Raw genomic sequence first — 20,222 nt, 5'->3', positions numbered from 1 at the left:
GTGTAACTTTATACCTGTTTTTATCGTTTTATATCTTTTTGCTTATTATTTTGTAGTTTTTTTTCTTTTGTTCTATTAAAATATGCATGTGAGTTGTGATAAAAGACTGGTAGTTTTTTAGGTTGTGATGAAATGTTACTTTTAACCTAGTCTATAAATTGTATCAATATACAACTTATAGTTGGAAAAATTACACAGAAATTAGGAGGTACTTTAAAGAAATGAAACAAAAACTTATCGGGCTGACTGCAACTGCTGTAGTAGGTTCATCCCTTTTTGCAACAATGGCAAACGCTGAAAGTGTAAAAGTGAAAAGTGGTGATACACTCTGGGAGCTATCAAGAGAATATAATACTACTGTACAATTATTAAAAACGACAAATGGATTAACTACAGATTTTATTAAAGTTGGTCAGGTGCTAGAAATACCTGGAAGTAAAACGACTACACCGACAAATACAAATACAAATACAAATACTTCTTCAAATACAAGTACTACAACAAAGGCTACTACTTATAAAGTAAAAGCTGGTGACTCTTTGTGGGTAATTGCAAAACAATATAATACTTCAGTAAGTGAATTGAAGAAATTAAACGGATTATCTAGTGATTTAATTCGTGTTGGACAAGTCTTAACCGTGAAAAAAACTAGCACAACGAAACCGAATAATTCGACTCCATCAAATCCTCCATCTAGTTCACCGAATACTAGTGGAACGAATACATATACTGTAAAAGCTGGAGATTCACTCTGGAAGATTGCAAATCAGTATAATGTTACTATTGGAGAAATCAAGGTAGCAAATAATTTAAAATCAGATACGATCTACGTCGGACAAAAGTTAAAGCTATCTGGAAAAGAAACTATTCAACCAGATAATAATTCTTCAGGAACAAAGGAACCGTCTAGTTCATCATCTAAAATAAATACTGTTATTTCAGAAGCAAAATCTTTAATGGGAACTCCTTACCGTTGGGGAGGGAATACGCCAGCTGGGTTTGATTGTAGTGGATTCATTTATTATGTCCTGAATAAAGTTACATCTGTATCCCGCTTAAGTACTGCAGGATATTGGGATATTATGAAGTCAGTTAATTCGCCTTCTGTTGGAGACTTTGTATTTTTCACTACTTATAAAGAAGGTCCCTCACATATGGGAATTTATTTAGGAAATAATGAATTTATTCATGCGAGTAGTTCTGGAGTTACCATTAGCAATTTAAATAACTCCTATTGGAAAAAACGTTATTTAGGTGCTAAACGTTATTTAAACTAAGAAAGAAAAGTTTAATAGATTAATTTCTAGAAGAGAGCCAGTTTTTGGCTCTTTTTCTTATAGGTATGAAGTTTATGATGGATGAAATTTACGAGGATGTGAACAATCGAATGAAATCTTTGAATAACAGTTGATTATCTAGTATACTCGTTGAAGATTAAAGGATTTATCATTATGTGAAATGAAAGTAGGCAAAACAAATTGGAAAATATTAATTCTTATCAATTACCAGAAGAAATAAAATTACGTATACAGAAACGAAGCTTAACTACAGTTAATGATGAAGAAAAGCTTCTTATTGGTAAGGGAGGATATACACCTTCAGAGGAATCGATTTTATATGATGCAATTATTGCTCTATCTTTAGGAAAAAATGTTCTATTAAAAGGTCCAACTGGTTCTGGTAAAACAAAACTAGCAGAAACTCTTTCTTATTTATTTCAACAACCGATGCATAGTATAAATTGCTCAATTGACATGGATGCGGAGGCGCTTCTTGGCTTTAAAACAATTGCGAATCGAAATGGTGAAACAACAATTGATTTTGTGCCAGGTCCTGTTGTTAAAGCAATGGATCGTGGTCATTTATTATATATCGATGAAATCAATATGGCTAAGCCGGAAACATTACCAATATTAAATGGTGTACTTGATTATCGAAGAATGATAACAAATCCATTTACCGGTGATGTTATTAAAGGAAACGAACATTTTGGAGTTATAGCAGCGATAAATGAAGGGTATGTTGGTACGGTTCCTCTTAATGAAGCATTAAAAAATCGCTTTGTTGTGATTGATGTTCCATATATACAAGGACAGGAGTTAAAGCAAGTTTTAGCACAACAATCAAGTTTAGAAAACGAGCAATTAATTAATACGTTTACGAGACTATCAGCAGATTTGCTTACCCTTGTACAAAATGGGCAAGTTTCTGAAGAGGCTGCATCTATTCGGGCACTTATTGATACGTGTGATTTAGCAATTTATTTGCCACCCCTACGTGCAATTGAAAGAGGAATTGTCGATAAATTAGAGGATGAACGTGAAAAAGCGGCTATTCGAAATTTAGCAGAAACACTATTTGAGTGAGGTTTTCGATCTTGAGGTTTATTAAATTTAATGACGAACAAATTGATTCATTTTTATTTATGGAACTATCCGATTTAGCGAAGGCCTTGACAAAACAAAATGATGTTGAAGTTGATTATAGTGTACAATCCTACCTTGATCCGATCGAGAAGAAAATTTATGTTAGTCATTTTTGGGATCATCGTGATAAAAATGAGACAGTTAATGGATTAAAAAGTGATGTGTTTTTACGTTGCATCGGAAATTTTCATCACACAAATTATCATGAAATAGGATTATTTATTGAAAAGACAAAACATTCAAAGTTTCCAAGCTTTGCTAGGCAATTAGCAATGCTACTTGAGGATATTCGAATTGAGGAATTGTGTAAAAAAGAACGTGCTGGTACAAAGAAAGTATTTTCAGTAAGAAGAGATTTATATCGAAAATATTTTCAAAGTCAGTTAATAATTCATCAAGAACGAAGTATTTCAACAGATGCACTTTTTAATTATCTTTATTTACAGTTAACAGCGCAATCTCCAATCAATAATCATGCAGCTTTAATTGAAAATATTCAACGGATCCTTCCTTTTCTTGAATCAAAGCTATTCCAGGTTTATGAATGTCGTTCAACTAAACAGGTGCTGAATCTTGTAACAGAAATGATGGAAGTGATCGAAGAGGTTTTAGAAAAAGATATGTTAAATACGTATTTTTTCTTAGCGGATTTACCATATGATCTGTTAGAAAATCCAATTTTATTTGATGATTTAAAAAGAAAAACAAAATTAAAAAATAAAGATAGTTTAAAAGAAGCTAAAAAAGGTGATGAAGATGTCCATGAAAATAAACTACCAACTTGGCATAGTGAAACAAGTAAGCCAACAAAAAGTTTCTTGCAGTTCGAACTGGAACAAGGGACTAATACAACAATAAATGGGGATGGTATTATACGTGAAGGTGATGACACTTATCAAGCACTTGGTATGATACAAGGAACATCTAAAAAAGCAAAGAAGAATGACTACTCAAAATTAGAAGCACTCGAGAATAGGAAAGATAAACGAGATGCATCAAATGAGTTTGCTTATGGTCTTGAAAATAAATACGCTTATCCAGTTTTTAAAGATTCAACAACACCGACACCAGAGGAAATGGACAAGTATAAAACAAATCGAAATGAAGTTCAATTATTTCAGAAAAAATTAAAAATGATGATCCAAAAAACACTGGAGCATAAAAAAACGCTACCAAGAAACGATTTACATCTAGGAAGATTGAACAAAAAACTTTTAAGATTAGTAACAGATGAGAATCCGAAGCTCTTTTATAAAAAACAAGAAAAGGCACCACAGATTGATGCAGTTTTTACGTTACTTGTCGATTGCTCCGCATCAATGTATGACAAAATGGAGCAAACAAAATATGGAATTATTCTTTTCCATGAAACATTAAAGTCAGTACAAGTACCACACCAAATTGTTGGTTTTTGGGAAGATACAAATGAAGCATCAAAAACGCGGCAACCAAACCATTTTCATACAGTCATTTCCTTTGAAAGTTCACTTAAACAGCAATCGGGTCCTGAAATTATGCAATTATCTCCCGAAGAAGATAATCGTGACGGATATGCCATTCGCCATATGACGAAACAATTAATAAGAAGAAATGAAAAGCAAAAATTTCTCCTCGTTTTTTCAGATGGAGAACCGGCTGCGATGGGTTATGAGAGAAATGGAATTATTGATACACATGAGGCTGTACTTGAGGCAAGAAAACTGGGAATTGAAGTGTTGAATGTCTTTTTAGCTAATGGAGACATTGATGAAGCAACAAAAAAAACAATTCAAAATATATATGGTAAGTACAGTATTTTTGTCAATAAAATCGATGAGTTATCAGAACAGCTTTTTCCTTTGTTAAAGCGCTTGTTATTAAAGACAATATAGAGAGTAATGGAATATTTTTTTCCATTACTCTCTTTTTTGTAAGAAAAACTAACGAAAGACAATTAATAATGAGGAAAATACTCTAAAATAATAAATATTGTAATTTATAGAAGGTAGATTTTTTAAGAAAATAGGAGTTGAGGATTTAATGAAAAATCATAATAATAAGCGTTTTAAGAGAGAGTGATCGTTTGTCAGGAATATAAGGCGAAAAAAGTATATATTTTTTTGAAAATTTTAATTAATGTGGGTTGGAATATAGCACTATCAATGTTAAAATAGCTTTGGAAGCGTTTTATTATCAAGCTACTATACTTTCAATGGTTAATGATATTGTAGGATAATATTATCCTTCCCGAGAAGTATCAGAATAGTTCTGATCATTTAAGAATAGTTGGGGGTAATGTTAGATGTCAGAAGGCACACTGAAGAAGAAATTCCCTTGGGAAGACTTTCATGGTCCAAACCTCGGCTATGTCATGGAACAGTATGATCGATATAAAACCGATCCTAATTCTATTGACATAGAATTAAAGGAAATCTTTGATAACTGGGGTTCTCCTTCTATACAGACTAATGAAGTAACATTTGCAACAGAAGAAACAATTAGTGCTGATAAAATGAAAAAAGTTGCAGAAGCAGTGAATCTTGCGACTAATATTCGCAGATATGGACATTTAAATGCTGCTATTTATCCGTTAGAAGAGAATAAAACGAAAAATGAATTTCTTCTTTTAGAATCGTATGATTTAACAAAGGAAGACTTAAAAGAAATTCCTGCACATCTTATTTGTGAGGATGCACCAGACCATGTTTCAAATGGGCTTGAGGCTTTTCAATATTTAAAAGAAGTTTATAAAAAATCAATTGCATTTGAGTTCAGTCATGTTCACAATTATGAAGAAAAAACATGGCTTGTAAAACAAGTTGAATCAGGGGTAATCTTTAAGGATTTATCAAATGAAAAGCGTAAATCTATTTTAAAGAGACTAACGGAAGTAGAGGGATTTGAGCAATACCTTCATCGTACCTTTGTAGGTCAAAAACGCTTCTCTATTGAAGGGTTGGATATGTTAGTCCCAATACTTGATGAATTAATTTCTAGTGCTGTTGAAGTCGGCACTAATACGATAAACATTGGTATGGCACACCGTGGACGCTTAAATGTGTTAGCACATGTCCTAGGAAAGCCATATGAAATTATATTTTCTGAATTCCAACATGCTCCTAATAAAGAGCTTGTACCTTCAGAAGGCTCGATCGGTATTAACTACGGATGGAGCGGAGATGTAAAATATCACTTAGGTGCTAATAAGCAAATTAAAGATGAACATACTGTTCGAGCAAAAGTTACATTAGCAAATAATCCAAGTCATTTAGAATTTATTGATCCAATTGTTGAAGGATATACGCGGGCTGCACAGGAAGAACGCACAGAAAAAGGTCATCCTAAACAAGATGTAAATAAAGCGATGTCAATTTTGATTCATGGTGATGCTGCATTTCCAGGTGAAGGAATCGTAGCAGAAACTCTAAATTTAAATAAACTGAATGGCTATCAAACTGGAGGAACTGTTCATATTATTGCAAATAATATGATTGGTTTTACAACTGAAAGCCGTGATTCTCGTTCAACAAAGTATGCGAGTGACTTAGCAAAGGGATATGAAATTCCGATTGTACACGTTAATGCAGATGATCCTGAAGCATGTTTAGCTGCAGTACATATCGCGATGGAATACCGAAATAAATTTAAAAGTGATTTCTTAATTGATTTAATCGGATATAGAAGGTTTGGTCATAATGAAATGGATGAACCTGCTATGACTCAGCCAAAGTTATACGAAAAGGTAAGAAAACATCCAACTGTACGTAAGATTTACGGAAATAAATTGGTTAATGAAGGTGTTTTAAAATCAGAAGAACTTGTAAAAATGAATGAAGAAGTTCAAGCTACTTTGGAAAAGGCCTATCAAAAAGTTCCTGATAAAAAAGTCTCACAAGTTCATGAAATTCAATTACCTGAATTTGTAAATAGCGGTCTACCAAAATTGAAAACATCTATCGATAAAAAGCAATTGCTTAAGTTAAATGAAGAGCTTGTAAGTTGGCCAGAGGATTTTAAAGTATTTCCTAAATTAAAACGAATACTGGAAAAGCGGGCAAAAGCACTATCAGAAGAAGGGAAAGTTGAATGGGCCTTAGGTGAAGCATTAGCATTCGCTTCCTTACTTGAAGATGGTACACCAATTCGGATTACTGGACAGGATTCGCAACGGGGAACCTTTGCACAAAGACATATTGTTCTTCATGATGTAGAGACAGGTGATTCCTATTCACCATTGCATCGATTGCGTGATGCGAAGGCATCATTTGCGGTTCATAATAGTCCGTTATCAGAAGGTTCTGTTCTTGGCTTCGAGTACGGCTATAATGTGTTTGCCCCAGAAACTCTTGTTTTATGGGAAGCACAATATGGAGACTTTGCAAACGCTGCCCAAGTGTTCTTTGATCAATTTATTGCTGCCGGTCGTGCAAAATGGGGACAAAAATCTGGATTAGTCATGCTTTTACCACATGGTTTTGAAGGCCAAGGTCCAGAGCACTCAAGCGGTCGGTTAGAGCGTTTCTTACAATTGGCAGCTGAGGATAGCTGGCAAGTAGCAAATTTAACAAATGCAGCGCAATATTTTCATATTTTACGACGACAAGCTGATTTGTTAAAACGAGAAGAAGTAAGACCATTGGTGATAATGACGCCAAAGAGTCTATTGCGAAATCCACAGACTGTTTCACCTTTATCTGATTTAAGTGAAGGAGAGTTTAAGCCTGTCATTGAGCAACCAGGACTAGGACAATCTCCTGAGAAGATAAAAAGACTTGTGCTTTGTAGCGGAAAAATAGCAATTGACTTAACGGATAAATTAAATTCTCTTGAGGGCAATCAGGATTGGGTTCATATCCTTCGGGTCGAGGAGCTATATCCATTCCCTAAAAAGATTATTTCGTCAATTATCAGTAAATTAACTTCATTAGAAGAAATTGTCTGGGTTCAGGAAGAACCGCAAAATATGGGTGCTTGGTTATTTATCGATCCAAAACTTAGAGAAATAGCACCACAAGGAGTACCTGTTAAATATATAGGTCGAAGAAGAAGACAGAGTCCAGCTGAGGGAGATCCAAATATTCATAGAAAAGACCAAAATCGTATCGTTACTGAAGCGTTAACTTGGGAAAAGAAATAAGGGATTTTTTTCCTTTTTCTTGAAAAAAAGCGAAAACAAGGCTAATCTTTGAAGGCATGTATAAAGACATGTGGGGATAATCTCCCCACTAACAAAATTAAGGAAAAAGTGGGACTTACTAAGTTTAAAACCAAACATTTACATCATATGTAATGTTAGTTTTGTTTAAAAGTAAGTACTTTAAGGGGGAAAACAACATGGCTGAAATTAAAGTACCTGAGCTTGCTGAATCTATTACTGAAGGAACGATCGCACAATGGCTAAAGCAGCCTGGTGATGTAGTTGAAAAAGGTGAATATCTTTTAGAGGTTGAAACAGATAAGGTAAACGTTGAGTTAACTGCTGAGTATTCAGGTGTTCTTAAAGAATTACATAAAGATTCCGGTGATACAGTTCAAGTTGGTGAAACAATTGGGGTAATTGATGAAAATGGAGGAGCTGTATCTGCTACACTAGAGAAGGGAAAAGATGAAGGTGCGGAAGTAAAAGTCCATGAAGCACCTACTGCATCATCCGAAATAGTAGAAAATGATGAAGACATAAAACAACGTCCAATTGCTTCACCTGCTGCTAGAAGACTTGCACGTGAACGTGGCATTGATTTACAACAAGTAAAAACAGTTGATCCATTAGGCAGAGTGCGAAAACAAGATGTTGAAGCACATACAGAAACACCTGTACGAGTAGAACAATCTAAGCCTGTTGCAAAAGCATCAGAACCTGCAGTTCAGCAAGACAATCCAAGTAAACCAGTTGAACGGATCAAAATGTCGAGACGGAGACAGACAATTGCAAACAGATTAGTTGAAGTGCAACAAACAGCAGCGATGCTAACAACATTTAACGAAGTTGATATGACGGCTGTTATGGAAGTACGTAAACGTCGCAAAGATAAATTTTTCGAAACCCATGAAGTCCGATTAGGTTTTATGTCGTTCTTTACAAAAGCAGTTGTCGCAGCTTTAAAACAATTCCCATTGCTGAATGCTGAAATACAAGGCAATGAGATTATCATGAAAAAATACTATGATATTGGAATTGCAGTTTCTGCACCAGAAGGTCTAGTTGTTCCAGTCGTTCGTGATGCAGATCGCTTGAACTTTGCGGGGATTGAAAGTGAAATTTTAAATCTTGCTAATAAAGCACGAGATAATAAATTAGGATTATCGGATTTACAAGGTGGTACATTTACAATTACAAATGGTGGGGTTTTTGGGTCATTAATGTCAACGCCAATCTTAAATGGACCACAAGTAGGAATTCTAGGTATGCATAAAATTCAATTGCGCCCAGTTGCAATTGATGCTGAAAAAATCGAAAATCGTCCAATGATGTATATTGCATTATCATATGATCACCGGATTGTTGATGGTAAAGAAGCAGTTAGCTTCTTAGTAACAGTTAAAGAGCTACTTGAGGACCCAGAATCTTTATTATTAGAAGGATAATATGAAGGGGAATGATGAAAATAACATCATTCCCTTTTTAATTCAAAAAAAGCAATTGTCGAATAGGAATAACCAAAAGATAGACAAATTGGTTATCGTTGTAAATATAAAAATGTTTCGTTATCGTAGCTTTGTAAGCTTACTAAATAATTTTACAAGACAAAGGAATTTTTTTAAAATTTGCAATTTAAATTATTGTAGTAAAATGATAAAATGGTTATCAATATGTTGTTAAAATAGTATTGGTTATCAAATTGGTTGAATAAAATCATTTCTAATCAATCTAGCTAACACGAGAAAATTTAGAGGTGATTTTGTGAGTAATAATGTTGAACAATGGTCATCAAAACTTGCATTTATTCTTGCTGCTGCTGGGTCAGCTATTGGCCTTGGGGCAATATGGAAATTCCCATATGTTGCTGGTACAAGTGGCGGGGGAATATTTTTTCTTATTTTTATTTTATTTACTGTATTGGTTGGTCTGCCCCTTTTATTGGGGGAATTTATCATTGGACGGAGTACGCAAAAGGATGCCATCCAATCATATAAACAAATAGCACCAAATTCACTATGGCACAATATCGGACGATTAGGAATTATTACATGTTTTATTTTACTTTCTTTTTATAGTGTTGTTGGTGGTTGGATATTAATTTATATTTTTAAAGGTATAACAGGGGAACTATCTGGACTAACAGAACAACAATATAGTGAGCTATTTAATCAAAGTATTTCGAACCCAAGTATGACAATTTTCGCACAATTACTGTTTATGGCAATTACGATATTTGTTGTTTCAAAAGGAGTCTCTAATGGGATTGAAAAAGCTAGCCAATTTATGATGCCAGCTCTTTTTATCTTATTTATTGTTCTTATTATTCGTTCTGTTACATTAGACGGTGCAATGGAAGGAATCATCTTCTTTTTAAAGCCTGATTTTTCAAATATTACGTCTGAGACGATTTTATATGCAATGGGTCAATCCTTTTTTGCCCTTAGTGTAGGTGTTTCGGTTATGGTTACGTATAGTTCCTATTTATCGAAAAAGGAAAATTTACCACAGTCAGCGATTTCCATTGTTGTTCTAAATTTATTAGTTGCTTTATTAGCAGGCTTGGCGATTTTTCCAGCAGTTTTTTCATTTGATTTAGCCCCAGATGCAGGACCAGTGTTATTATTTAATGTGCTCCCGACAGTTTTTAATCAAATGCCTTTTGGAATGTTTTTCTTAATCGCTTTTTTATTGCTATTTTTATTTGCGACATTAACATCTGCATTCTCTATGCTTGAAATCATTGTCGCTCCACTTGCTAAAGGAAATGAAGCAAAACGAAAAAAATTCTCATGGATTATTGGTTTATGTATCTTTATATTCGGCATCCCTTCAACATTGTCATATGGGGTTCTAAGCGATGTTTTGATATTCGATAAATCAATTTTCGATGCAGCAGATTTTCTTGTCAGTAATATTTTGATGCCTTTAGGTGCGTTATTTATTGCATTGTTTGTGCCAGCTAAGATTTCAAAGGAAATGCTTTTTCATGAGGTTACACAAGGTTCTAAGTTAAGTAAAAAGGTGTTTGCATGTTGGTATTTTCTTTTGAAATATATAGCACCGATTGTGATTATTGTTGTATTTTTAGATGTACTTGGTATTTTATAAAATAGAAAGTGAAATATAAAGAGAGGCACAAAGCAATGATTTGCTTGTGCCTTTATTTAATTTTTAGAAACCTTTGATTATTTCAAACGTAATTGATATGTACCAAAAAGGATTAAATTTTTAATATTAGAGAGTAGGTAGTTAAATGGAATATGTATGGTGGGGAATCACTGTCATTTTGTTTATCTTGAGTTTTGTTGGAATTGTATACCCATTGATTCCTTCAATTGTGATGATCTGGGGTGGATTTGCTGTTTACCAGTTTCTAATTAACCCAGATGGTTTATCGATTTGGTTTTGGATAAGTATGATTATCTTAAGTATCGTCTTGATTGCAGCAGATATTATTGCCAATAGTTATTTTGTCAAGAAATATGGTGGTTCAAAAACCTCTGAACGAATAGCTGTAGTTGCTACGATTATTGGTTCGTTTATTTTACCTCCTTTTGGTATTATCATCATTCCTTTCCTTGCTGTACTTATTACTGAGGTAATCATTCATAAGGATACGAAAAAAGCAGCAAAAATTGGTTTTGCTACAATAATAGGGTTTTTAGGTGGAAGCATTGCTAAATTATTAATTCAATTACTAATGATTGTTTGGTTTATACTAGCAGTTATTTTCTAATTTTTTTAAAATAGTAATAAAAGCATGATCCAAAAAGGAACGTGGGCACACGTTCCTTTTTGGTTTTTTATTTATCAATACGTTGTTTTAGAAGTTTATCATGCTATTTGGACGGTTTAAACAGTCTCATTCATTTATCTTTTTATTAAAATGGCTGCCACTTTAATTGTTGTGCTTCATGGAATCTTCGTTCTACCTCGCGCCAATTGACAATTTTCCACCAGTTTTCAATATACGCTTTTCGGTCAGTTTTATACTGTAAATAATAAGCGTGTTCCCAAACATCAAGAACTAAAAGAGGGACAATATCCCATTGGCTTAAATTTTGGTGCTTTTCTGATTGGAGAATTTCTAATCGTCTTGAGCGAGGTGACCAGACTAATATTGCCCAACCGACACCTTCTACATTTGCAGCTGCTTCTGAAAAATGTCTTTTAAATTTTTGATAACTACCGAATGAATTTGTTAATTCGCGCATTAGTAAGCCTGAGGGCTCACCACCTCCGTTTGGACTCATAATACTCCAAAAAATTGTATGGAGATAATGGCCAGCACCATGAAATGCAGCCTCGCGTGCCCAATGCTTTATAAGGGAAAAATTATTAGAATTACGGGCAGCTTGCATTTCCTTTTCAGCTTTATTTAAACCATCGACATAGCTTTTGTGATGTTTATCATGATGGAGTCGCATGATTTCTTCACTAATATAAGGCTCCAATGCATCATATTCATATGGTAATGGTGGGAGAGAATGTTCCCCAATTGGAACACTTCCTGATTGTGGCTGAATCCGTATGAACTTTTCCTCAAGCGGGAGATCAAAAGGTGAAAAATACGAATCAAATTGAAGGTATAATTCATTTGCACGTTCATAAATTTCCATTGAATCCATGTATTTTTCGTTCGAAAGCTCTTCTTGAAATTCAATAATTTGTTGCTTCCATTTTTCTAACGTATCTGTACCAATTTGCTCCCTTAGCGTTAAAACATATTGATGATATGCTTCGAGCATATCGTCACACCATTGCTTCATTACAATCTGATATTGTTCAGACATCAATAACCCTCCTCATTTTCCGTCGTATCCAATATATGCAGTTTTAAAAAAAGGTTGAAGTTATTTATCTACTATCTAGTAAAATAAGAAATCAGTGTAATAGTAGAAAATGGCTTGGAACGAGTTAAATATATAAAAAAATCATTGTTTTTGTAGATAATGAGCTAATGCTAATAAAGGGAAAATCTTATTGTAGCTATGATAATGAATATAAAACTGGCCAGGTAATCCAATACCTGTCGGATAGGACATTTCTTCTTTCGTCTTTTCATTGCTTAATAAATAGGAAATACCTCTTTCAACAGATTTCCTTTTTTGGCCACCAGCTTGGATTATTGCATCTAAAGCCCATGCAGTTTGTGAAGGTGTACTGTATGGAAGGGGAATAAATGTTTTCTTTTCACTACTTTTACAAGATTCTCCCCAGCCCCCATCACCGTGCTGAATCGATTCTAACCATTTTATCGCTTTTACAATTTGCGGAGAAGTTGAGGGATATCCAACTGCAATTAGACCAGTAATTGCAGCCCAAGTGCCGTATATATAACAGACACCCCATCGTCCGTACCAGGAGCCATTTGCCTGTTGGTTTGAAATAAGCCAATCAACGGCAGCTTTCACACTCGGGTGCTGTGTTGTTAAATTTGCGAAATTCCCGAAAAATTCTAATACTCTCCCGGTTAAATCAGGAGTTGAAGGATCTATAGCGGCGTCTGGTGCATTTTCTAGTGGAATATATGATAAAAGCAGTGAATTTGCATTCTTCTCAAATGCCCCAAACCCACCATCTCTATTTTGCATAGATAATAGATAAGTTGCTCCCTTAAACCAACTGATGCTAGCTTTATTTTCGATCAGTGCCCTTCTAGTAATTGCTCTTAAAGCGGCTGAAGTATCATCATTATCAGGATTTATTGTATTATTATGAGAAAACCCCCAGCCTCCAGGGGCTATGATTGGATTGTGAACCTTCCAGTCTCCAAGTTTTCTATGTTGTTTTAATAGTAAATATGAGGTTGATTTCTTAATCATTTTATGGTGAGTAGGGACGCCTGCTTCTTGTAATGCATAGCTTATTAGCGCTGTATCCCATATGGTAGAGGTAGAGTTTTCTAAGTGTATTCCATTACAATTTGTACTAATAAGCTGTTTTAATCCATTTATCGCTTTTTGAATGATCGGTGATTTCTTATTATATCCTAGAGCTATTAATGCATAAATCATAAAAAAAGTAGCACTTGCATAGCTATAAAGAGTTCCATCATCTTCAATCCGTTTTAACATATACTGCTCTGCTTGCTCATATCCCTTTCGATGAAAATAATGAGGCAAATTAGTGAGTCTTTTCATTTCTTCAATAAATAAATGATTTGATCTCGTAGTACAATCTAAATTCCAATTATTATGAGAACGATTTGAGATAAGATGACTTAAATCAGGTAGACTTGGGTTTTGTATTGAAAATTTTTTATTTGCTGCAACGATCATTGGGATTAAATGAATTCTCGCGTATCCGCTAAATTGATAAATATTGATAGGCCAGGTAGAAGGTATAAGCAGGAAAGACATAGGTATATAAAAAAGTGGTGGCCAATGATATAAGCCATTAACAGCAAGCATCCATTTTGTCATAAAATGTGCTTTGGATAGTCCACCGTTTTGGCGGATGAAAAGTTCAGCTTGTTTTAGCTTTGGATGTTCACGCGTATAATAATTTGAGCAAAGTAATGCTGTATATGCTTGTATTGTTGTTGAGAGATGACCAGTTTTTTCATCTGGATGTGATGCCCATACACCACTACTATTTTGTAAGTGGATAATCCGATTTGCTAATCGGAGGATTAAGCTTTCTTCATCATTGATTTGTAATGAGCGTAATAAAATGATTAAAAATGCATCTGTCATCAACCCACCTTCAAAGCAAAAATTCCACGTACCATCCTCATTTTGAAGCATTTCTAATTCCTTTATTCTTACTGAAACTTTCTTCTTTATGTTTTCCTTGAAATTCACCATTTACTGTTCACCTCAGCATATGGATATGCAAAAACTAGTTTGTTATGAGTGGATTTAAGTTTGACTGGAAATTTTTGATTTCGAGTGATATCTTTTCCACCATGTGCCTCTCTTTTTGTTGCATCATTAGAAAGCAATCTAACTGTTTATGCAACACTTTAATAAAGTGAGAAATTGTCATAGCATTTTTACTTGCGAATTTTTAAAAAAATTGTCATATACTATTTGTCATTTTCCTTTCATTCAGGTTAAACTAGAGGATAGAAAGGACTGAATAATATGATCCATAAAACTTGGCAAACGAAACAACCAGTGAAAAAAGTGACATGTATACATACTAATGCAAAAAAATATGTTGTGAAAAATGTATTAACAGTTGGAAATCAATATGATGTTCAAAATGAAACAGAAGAATTTTATTTTGTCATAGATAACACTGGTAAAGTTGGCGGCTTTTATAAGGAGTATTTTGAAGAACAAGCATAATCTTAGTTTATGAAGAATGACCAAAGTGTCATTCTTTTTACATATGGATGTTTGAAGTGATGGTTTTGCCTACTATTTCAAATAAACGTAGCATAATACCCTTTTATTCTCAAATATGAAAATAATAACCTGTTTACCTGTTTTTATCATTTACCTAAGGAGGAGATTAAATTGGACTCAAAGGCTAAATTAATCTTACACCCTGTTAGGATGAAAATTGTTCAAACTTTGATTGGTGGAAAAGAATTAAATGTCGGACAAATGGCGGAGAGATTAACAAATGTACCTCAAGCAACGCTATATCGGCATTTAAATAAGTTATTAGATGCAGGAATCATTAAAGTTATCAAAGAAAATCAAATACGAGGGACGGTAGAAAAAATTTATGCATTGGCTGATCACCAAGTTGCATCTAAGGAAGAAATGGAAAATTTATCGAAGGATGAACAGCTTCATTTATTTTTAACATTTATGACCTATTTACTTGGACAATACGAACAATATCTTAATCAGGATGAGTTTGATTTGTATCGGGATGGAGTATTATTTCGTGAAGCGATCGTTTATTTGTCAGATGAAGAATATAATGAATTTCTTACCGGTCTAACGAAATTAATGAAAAGTATAATGGGAAATGAACCGTCTAAAGATCGTAGTGAACGACATATCGCAACAATTGTTATACCTGAAGCGAAACATTAAAAAAATTTTATCTATTGATTTGTGAAAGGAAAGAGACTATGAGTGAAAAGGTAAACATTAGAGATGCTAATATTGATGATTTAACGAGAATCGTTGAAATTTATAATACTTCAATTCCAGGTAGACTAGCAACAGCTGATTTGGAGGAAATAACGGTTGAAAGTCGGATAGCCTGGTTTCATGAACATAATGCAGAGCGTAGACCATTATGGGTTTTAGAAGAAAATAATAACATTGTAGGTTGGCTTAGCTTTCAATCATTTTATGGTAGACCAGCTTATAACGGAACAGCTGAAATAAGTATTTATCTTGATCCAAGTGTTCAAGGAAAAGGTTTTGGTAAGTTACTAATAAAAGAAGCTATTGCTAATTGTCCAAAGTTAAAAATTAAAACGATTCTTGCTTTTGTGTTTGGACATAATGAACCAAGCATTCGATTATTTGAAACATTCAGTTTTGAAAAATGGGCTCACCTTCCTAAAATCGCTGATATGGAAGGAACAGAAAGGGACTTAGTCATTTTAGGAAAAAGAGTCGATAATATATCCTAAAAAATGCATAGGAAACTTAAAATAAAACACATACTGAAGTAAGACGAAAATTTAAGTGAATGAGACGGTGAAGTAAATGCAATATCATTTATTTTCTCATAATGATTTAGATGGGGTAAGCTGTGGCATTCTTGCTAAGCTTGCTTTTGGAGATAAAATAAACGTCCATTATCTTTCTGTTAATCGAATAGATTACCATGTAGAGGAGTTTCTAAAAAGGACAAGCAATGAACAAAAAGAACACATTTTGTACATAACTGATATATCAGTAAATCAGGAGAATGAAAAAAGGCTAGAAGAATTCGTTAATAAAGGTGGTTCTGTTCAGTTAATCGATCACCATAAAACAGCTTTACATTTAAATCAATATAATTGGGGACATGTTAAAGTTGAAGAAGCGGAAGGGAAAAAGGCATCAGCTACTTCGTTATTTTATAAATATTTAATCGAAAAAGAGATCATTAAGCCAGCAAAAGTGCTCGAGGATTATGTCGAACTTGTTAGACAGTATGATACATGGGATTGGGATAAAAATGCGAATTTTTCCGCTAAAAGATTAAATGATCTATTATATATGCAGTCAATTGATGAATTTGAAGAAAGTATGCTTGAGAGAATAAAGCAGTATGAACAATTCAGTTTTGATGATTTTGAAGTAAAGCTTTTAGATTTAGAAGAAAAGAAAACCGAAAGATACATCCGCAGGAAGCGGAAGGAGCTAATTCAAACATTCATAGAAAATCTATGCGTAGGTATTGTTCATGCTGAATCCTATCACTCAGAATTGGGAAATACGCTGGGAAAGGAATACCCACATTTAGATTGTATTGTGATTTTGAATATGGGTAGTAAGAAGGTTGGTTTTAGAACGATTCATGATCATATAGATGTTTCTGAATTTGCAGGAAAATTTGGCGGTGGGGGACATGCTAAGGCCGCAGGCTGCACTTTAACAACTGAAGCATTTAAACTTTTTGTAGAAAAGCCATTCCAGCTCAAGCCATTAAAAGAGGATGCGCGTCACAATCAACTCAATGTAAAAGAACGTTGTGCTCTTTATGAAAATCGGGATGATGACTTATTCTTATTATATAAAAAAGAAAATGGCTTGTGGGTAATTGAAAAAAATCACAAAATGGTATCTCATACCTCACCATCATTTGAAGCAGCTGAACGTCATTTGAAAAGAACTTACCAGGTTGGGCTTGCGAAAGATGATAAACTAATTGACTATTTATTAAAGGACGCTAAACAAGGTTAAATACCTATGTAAAGTTAAGGAAGAGTCCTAATACGAAAGATAGCTTCTTTCGTATTAGGACCTTAAAAATACTATTGAACAACAATGTAAGCTATCATCGGCAATCCATGTCCTTCATGGGAATGCGTATCACAAATTAATTTATAAGTGCCAGCTTCTTTAAAATTTAATGAAACTAAAGTTTCTTCACCTTTTTTTACAGTTCCTTTAATATCCGTTCCTTCTATATAAAACGGATGCTCTTCCCCATTGACACCAAAAATTCTCAATGAAACCTCTTCATTTTTTGGAACGACGATTGTCCCTGGATCAAATCGATAAGCCTCGATTTTTTTGCCATCTTTAGTTGTTGTTGAAAATTCTCCGGTAACCATGTGGTATTCTAGTGAATTTGCCTTTTCTTGAGTGTTTTGAAAAGTAGGAATTGCCCCTTTTGAATAATAATAGGCACAGCAGGCAAGTATTACTGCAGTAACAAGGAAAAGCCATTTTCGTTTAATAACAATAAATTTCATATTATTCCCCCCAATGCATGTCTACAACAACTATATGAACAAATAGAGGTGAACTTGTCTAAAAAGTTAAAAAGAATAAAAACTATTGAAAGAGAATATAGTCTTCCCAATTATATTTTTTTGTGTTATAGTGAAATAGCGATGAGCTAAATTGAGTAAGTCGAAAGACAAGCCTTTTAATAGGTAATACACGATGTGGCGTGTAGTCTTCGCCTCAATTCGTTTAAAAAAGACGTCTAATAGACGTCTTTTTTTATGATATTTTTTGAACATTTCAATACAAAAATCTGAAAATAACGATCTTCTCTAAGTTTGTGGAGTTGTTGAAGTGAAAAAATTATAATGAGCACTGACGTAGATAAGGGAATATAAGGAATTATCAAGACATTATTGAAATAAGAGAGGCGAATCATCATGATGCAATCGATTTTATTTATTGGCGCAGGTCGGATGGCAGAATCTATTATAGCAGGTTTATATCGTAAAAATGGTGGGAATTTAGAAAATGTGTTTATCTCAAATCGAAACGATTCGAATCGATTAGAATTTTTAGTTGAAAAATACGAGGTAAAGATGGTAGCAGATTGGAAGGAGATAATAAATGAAGTGGAAGTAATTGTTCTTGCTATTCCACCTGACCAACATCCAATCATTCTTGAGCAGATGAATTTATTGATAACAAATCAATTTATCGTTACAATTGCTGCTGGGATTGGTCCAACTTTTCTTGAAACATACCTCCCAGAAAAGACCCCTGTAGCCTGGATGATGCCAAATACTGCTGCAGAAGTAGGGCATTCAATGACATTATTTACATATGGAAATCATGTAAAAGTGCAACATGAACAAACAATGGAATTTCTACTTAATGCCATCGGTCATTCACACTATTGTAGTGAAAATGATATTCACCTCTTAACAGCAATAACTGGTAGTGCACCAGCTTTTTTATACCTTTTTGTAGAAGCGATAATTGACACTACCGAGCAATTAGGAGTGTCAAGAAAGGTAGCGTCTGAATTAGTAAGTGAAATGGTCTACGGTTCAATCGAAATGTTAAAAACAGGTCAAGAGCCTCAAGAACTAAGAAGTCAAGTTACTACTCCTGGAGGTGCAACTGCTGAAGGGATAAAAGTATTAAAAGAAGGTGGATTTGAGGAATTATTAAAAAAAGCTGTGTTAGCAACAAATAAGAAAGCTAAAGGAGAAAACGAATAAGTTCCTCCTTCTTTCAAGGTACATTAGTTAGTCAAGATTTTTTTGTTTTTTTCTAAAACCACTTATTCGTAAATATAGCTGATAGCCTTTTCTTATTCGTTCTAAAAACCAATTAGGGAGAGAGATATGTAATCTTCTGAAAACTGGTAAATAAAACGTATAATAGGCAAATTTAAAATGCTTCCATTTAGGACAGGAATACGGTTTTAAAAAATCGGATACGTCAACAATATAACCATGCCCATTATTCATTATGACATTTTTACCATGAATATCAGTAGGATTAAGGCCCCTCTGTATTGCGTAATTGATTGCTTTATCAACGTCACTTATAACAGAATTAGGAATGAACACACCTTTTTTAAACGCTTGGTACAATGTTATCCCATCTAATTTCTTTAGCACGAGGTAGCGTTCTCCATATTCCTCAAGTTCTGAGTATGCTTTATGTTCCCCAAGCTTTTTATATACAGTAATTTCATCAACAATTCCATTTCGATTTTCTGCATAGATTTTTACTACCTTTCCTTTAAGGGAAGGGTGTGAAAAAACTGCGGCAAAATTTCCTTTCCCGTGTAATGTCCAGCCTTGTGGAATCGAGCTAACATAAACAGGGTCAAATGGATCCTTACTATATATTTTAACAATATCAACTAAATCTTGTTTTATTGAAGACATTTCAACACCTCTAAGTAGGCGATCTTATGTAAAATGTCTTGCTTAATTGTTGATTGCCTATTTTATATATGTAAAACGATAATTTAGAAGAAAAAAGCTAAATGGATTCATTATTTATGTAGTTTTTAGGAAGAGTAGTCTATTTGAATTTTAAAAGACAAATAAAAAAGGCCAAAAAACAGCCTTTTTCATTTTCTAAACAATGTGTTTCTTATGATTCTTTTTTCATATGGATTGCTGAAAAATTTTCTAAGACAGGTAAAGTACGTTCATCTTCAACCATGGCGTGTCCACAAAGAGGACAATCAGGATTATCATTTGATTTAAAATTATCCCTCATCCAGCCATTACATTCTTCTGAACCACAAGACCAAACTTTTAAGCTTACCTCAGGTGGTTTTTCAACTTGCTGCTGAAATCTCATTTAAACACATCCTTTAGAAAGGAGATTAAGTTC

General features: G+C 33.8%; 17 protein-coding genes. 12 read left to right on the top strand and 5 right to left on the bottom strand.

What is annotated here, in order from left to right:
- Window positions 1-221 precede the first annotated feature (221 nt).
- The 7 genes from HU235_RS09735 to HU235_RS09705 all read left to right on the top strand — a co-directional run bounded on the left by HU235_RS09735 (window position 222) and on the right by HU235_RS09705 (window position 11,281).
- Window positions 222-1,277, top strand: a complete 1,056-nt coding sequence (locus tag HU235_RS09735; protein ID WP_174880096.1) for a C40 family peptidase — start codon at window positions 222-224, stop codon at window positions 1,275-1,277.
- A gap of 237 nt (window positions 1,278-1,514) precedes the next feature.
- A complete protein-coding gene (locus HU235_RS09730; RefSeq protein ID WP_233452188.1) occupies window positions 1,515-2,366 on the top strand; it encodes an ATP-binding protein in 852 nt (283 codons plus the stop codon).
- A gap of 11 nt (window positions 2,367-2,377) precedes the next feature.
- The gene (locus HU235_RS09725) at window positions 2,378-4,297 is read left to right on the top strand and encodes a vWA domain-containing protein (protein ID WP_174880095.1); all 1,920 of its coding nucleotides are present in this window, start codon (window positions 2,378-2,380) and stop codon (window positions 4,295-4,297) included.
- A gap of 410 nt (window positions 4,298-4,707) precedes the next feature.
- Window positions 4,708-7,542, top strand: a complete 2,835-nt coding sequence (gene sucA, locus HU235_RS09720) for a 2-oxoglutarate dehydrogenase E1 component (RefSeq protein WP_174880094.1) — start codon at window positions 4,708-4,710, stop codon at window positions 7,540-7,542.
- A 197-nt stretch (window positions 7,543-7,739) separates the two neighbouring features.
- Complete coding sequence (odhB, locus tag HU235_RS09715; RefSeq protein WP_174880093.1) at window positions 7,740-8,990, top strand: 2-oxoglutarate dehydrogenase complex dihydrolipoyllysine-residue succinyltransferase; 1,251 nt, start codon at window positions 7,740-7,742, stop codon at window positions 8,988-8,990.
- Window positions 8,991-9,306: 316 nt separating this feature from the next.
- A complete protein-coding gene (locus HU235_RS09710) occupies window positions 9,307-10,653 on the top strand; it encodes a sodium-dependent transporter (protein ID WP_095301244.1) in 1,347 nt (448 codons plus the stop codon).
- 145 nt (window positions 10,654-10,798) lie between these two features.
- A complete protein-coding gene (locus HU235_RS09705) occupies window positions 10,799-11,281 on the top strand; it encodes a DUF456 domain-containing protein (RefSeq protein ID WP_174880092.1) in 483 nt (160 codons plus the stop codon).
- Between the two features lie 145 nt (window positions 11,282-11,426).
- Here HU235_RS09705 and HU235_RS09700 read toward each other — a convergent pair whose 3' ends face one another.
- Window positions 11,427-12,338, bottom strand: coding sequence for a superoxide dismutase (locus HU235_RS09700; protein ID WP_174880091.1), 912 nt, complete (start codon window positions 12,336-12,338; stop codon window positions 11,427-11,429).
- A 141-nt stretch (window positions 12,339-12,479) separates the two neighbouring features.
- A complete protein-coding gene (locus HU235_RS09695; protein WP_174880090.1) occupies window positions 12,480-14,354 on the bottom strand; it encodes a terpene cyclase/mutase family protein in 1,875 nt (624 codons plus the stop codon).
- Window positions 14,355-14,633: 279 nt separating this feature from the next.
- Here HU235_RS09695 and HU235_RS09690 point away from each other — a divergent pair, with 279 nt between their 5' ends.
- The 4 genes from HU235_RS09690 to HU235_RS09675 all read left to right on the top strand — a co-directional run bounded on the left by HU235_RS09690 (window position 14,634) and on the right by HU235_RS09675 (window position 17,354).
- Window positions 14,634-14,840 carry a DUF6501 family protein gene (locus tag HU235_RS09690; RefSeq protein ID WP_095301240.1) on the top strand — a complete coding sequence of 69 codons (207 nt, stop codon included), beginning with the start codon at window positions 14,634-14,636 and terminating at the stop codon, window positions 14,838-14,840.
- A gap of 171 nt (window positions 14,841-15,011) precedes the next feature.
- Window positions 15,012-15,542, top strand: a complete 531-nt coding sequence (locus HU235_RS09685; protein ID WP_095301239.1) for a helix-turn-helix domain-containing protein — start codon at window positions 15,012-15,014, stop codon at window positions 15,540-15,542.
- Between the two features lie 38 nt (window positions 15,543-15,580).
- On the top strand, window positions 15,581-16,093 hold the full coding sequence (locus tag HU235_RS09680; RefSeq protein WP_095301238.1) for a GNAT family N-acetyltransferase: 513 nt from the start codon (window positions 15,581-15,583) through the stop codon (window positions 16,091-16,093).
- A gap of 76 nt (window positions 16,094-16,169) precedes the next feature.
- The gene (locus HU235_RS09675; RefSeq protein ID WP_174880089.1) at window positions 16,170-17,354 is read left to right on the top strand and encodes a DHH family phosphoesterase; all 1,185 of its coding nucleotides are present in this window, start codon (window positions 16,170-16,172) and stop codon (window positions 17,352-17,354) included.
- Between the two features lie 71 nt (window positions 17,355-17,425).
- Here HU235_RS09675 and HU235_RS09670 read toward each other — a convergent pair whose 3' ends face one another.
- A complete protein-coding gene (locus HU235_RS09670) occupies window positions 17,426-17,869 on the bottom strand; it encodes a cupredoxin domain-containing protein (protein WP_174880088.1) in 444 nt (147 codons plus the stop codon).
- A gap of 414 nt (window positions 17,870-18,283) precedes the next feature.
- Here HU235_RS09670 and proC point away from each other — a divergent pair, with 414 nt between their 5' ends.
- Entirely contained in the window at window positions 18,284-19,087 is an 804-nt protein-coding gene (gene proC / locus HU235_RS09665; RefSeq protein ID WP_370877243.1) for a pyrroline-5-carboxylate reductase, read from the top strand.
- Window positions 19,088-19,114: 27 nt separating this feature from the next.
- Here proC and HU235_RS09660 read toward each other — a convergent pair whose 3' ends face one another.
- Both HU235_RS09660 and HU235_RS09655 read right to left on the bottom strand, forming a co-directional pair.
- Window positions 19,115-19,765 (bottom strand): serine/threonine protein kinase, encoded by a 651-nt coding sequence (locus tag HU235_RS09660; RefSeq protein WP_095301235.1) that lies wholly within the window; start codon window positions 19,763-19,765, stop codon window positions 19,115-19,117.
- A gap of 211 nt (window positions 19,766-19,976) precedes the next feature.
- Window positions 19,977-20,189 carry a cold-inducible protein YdjO-related protein gene (locus tag HU235_RS09655; RefSeq protein WP_095301234.1) on the bottom strand — a complete coding sequence of 71 codons (213 nt, stop codon included), beginning with the start codon at window positions 20,187-20,189 and terminating at the stop codon, window positions 19,977-19,979.
- Window positions 20,190-20,222: the final 33 nt, after the last annotated feature.

This window comes from Metabacillus niabensis (genome assembly GCF_902829255.1).
GTDB lineage: Bacteria > Bacillota > Bacilli > Bacillales > Bacillaceae > Metabacillus > Metabacillus niabensis.
The sequence above is the reverse complement of the archived record's forward strand: the minus strand, read 5'-3'. Positions and strand labels throughout refer to the sequence as shown.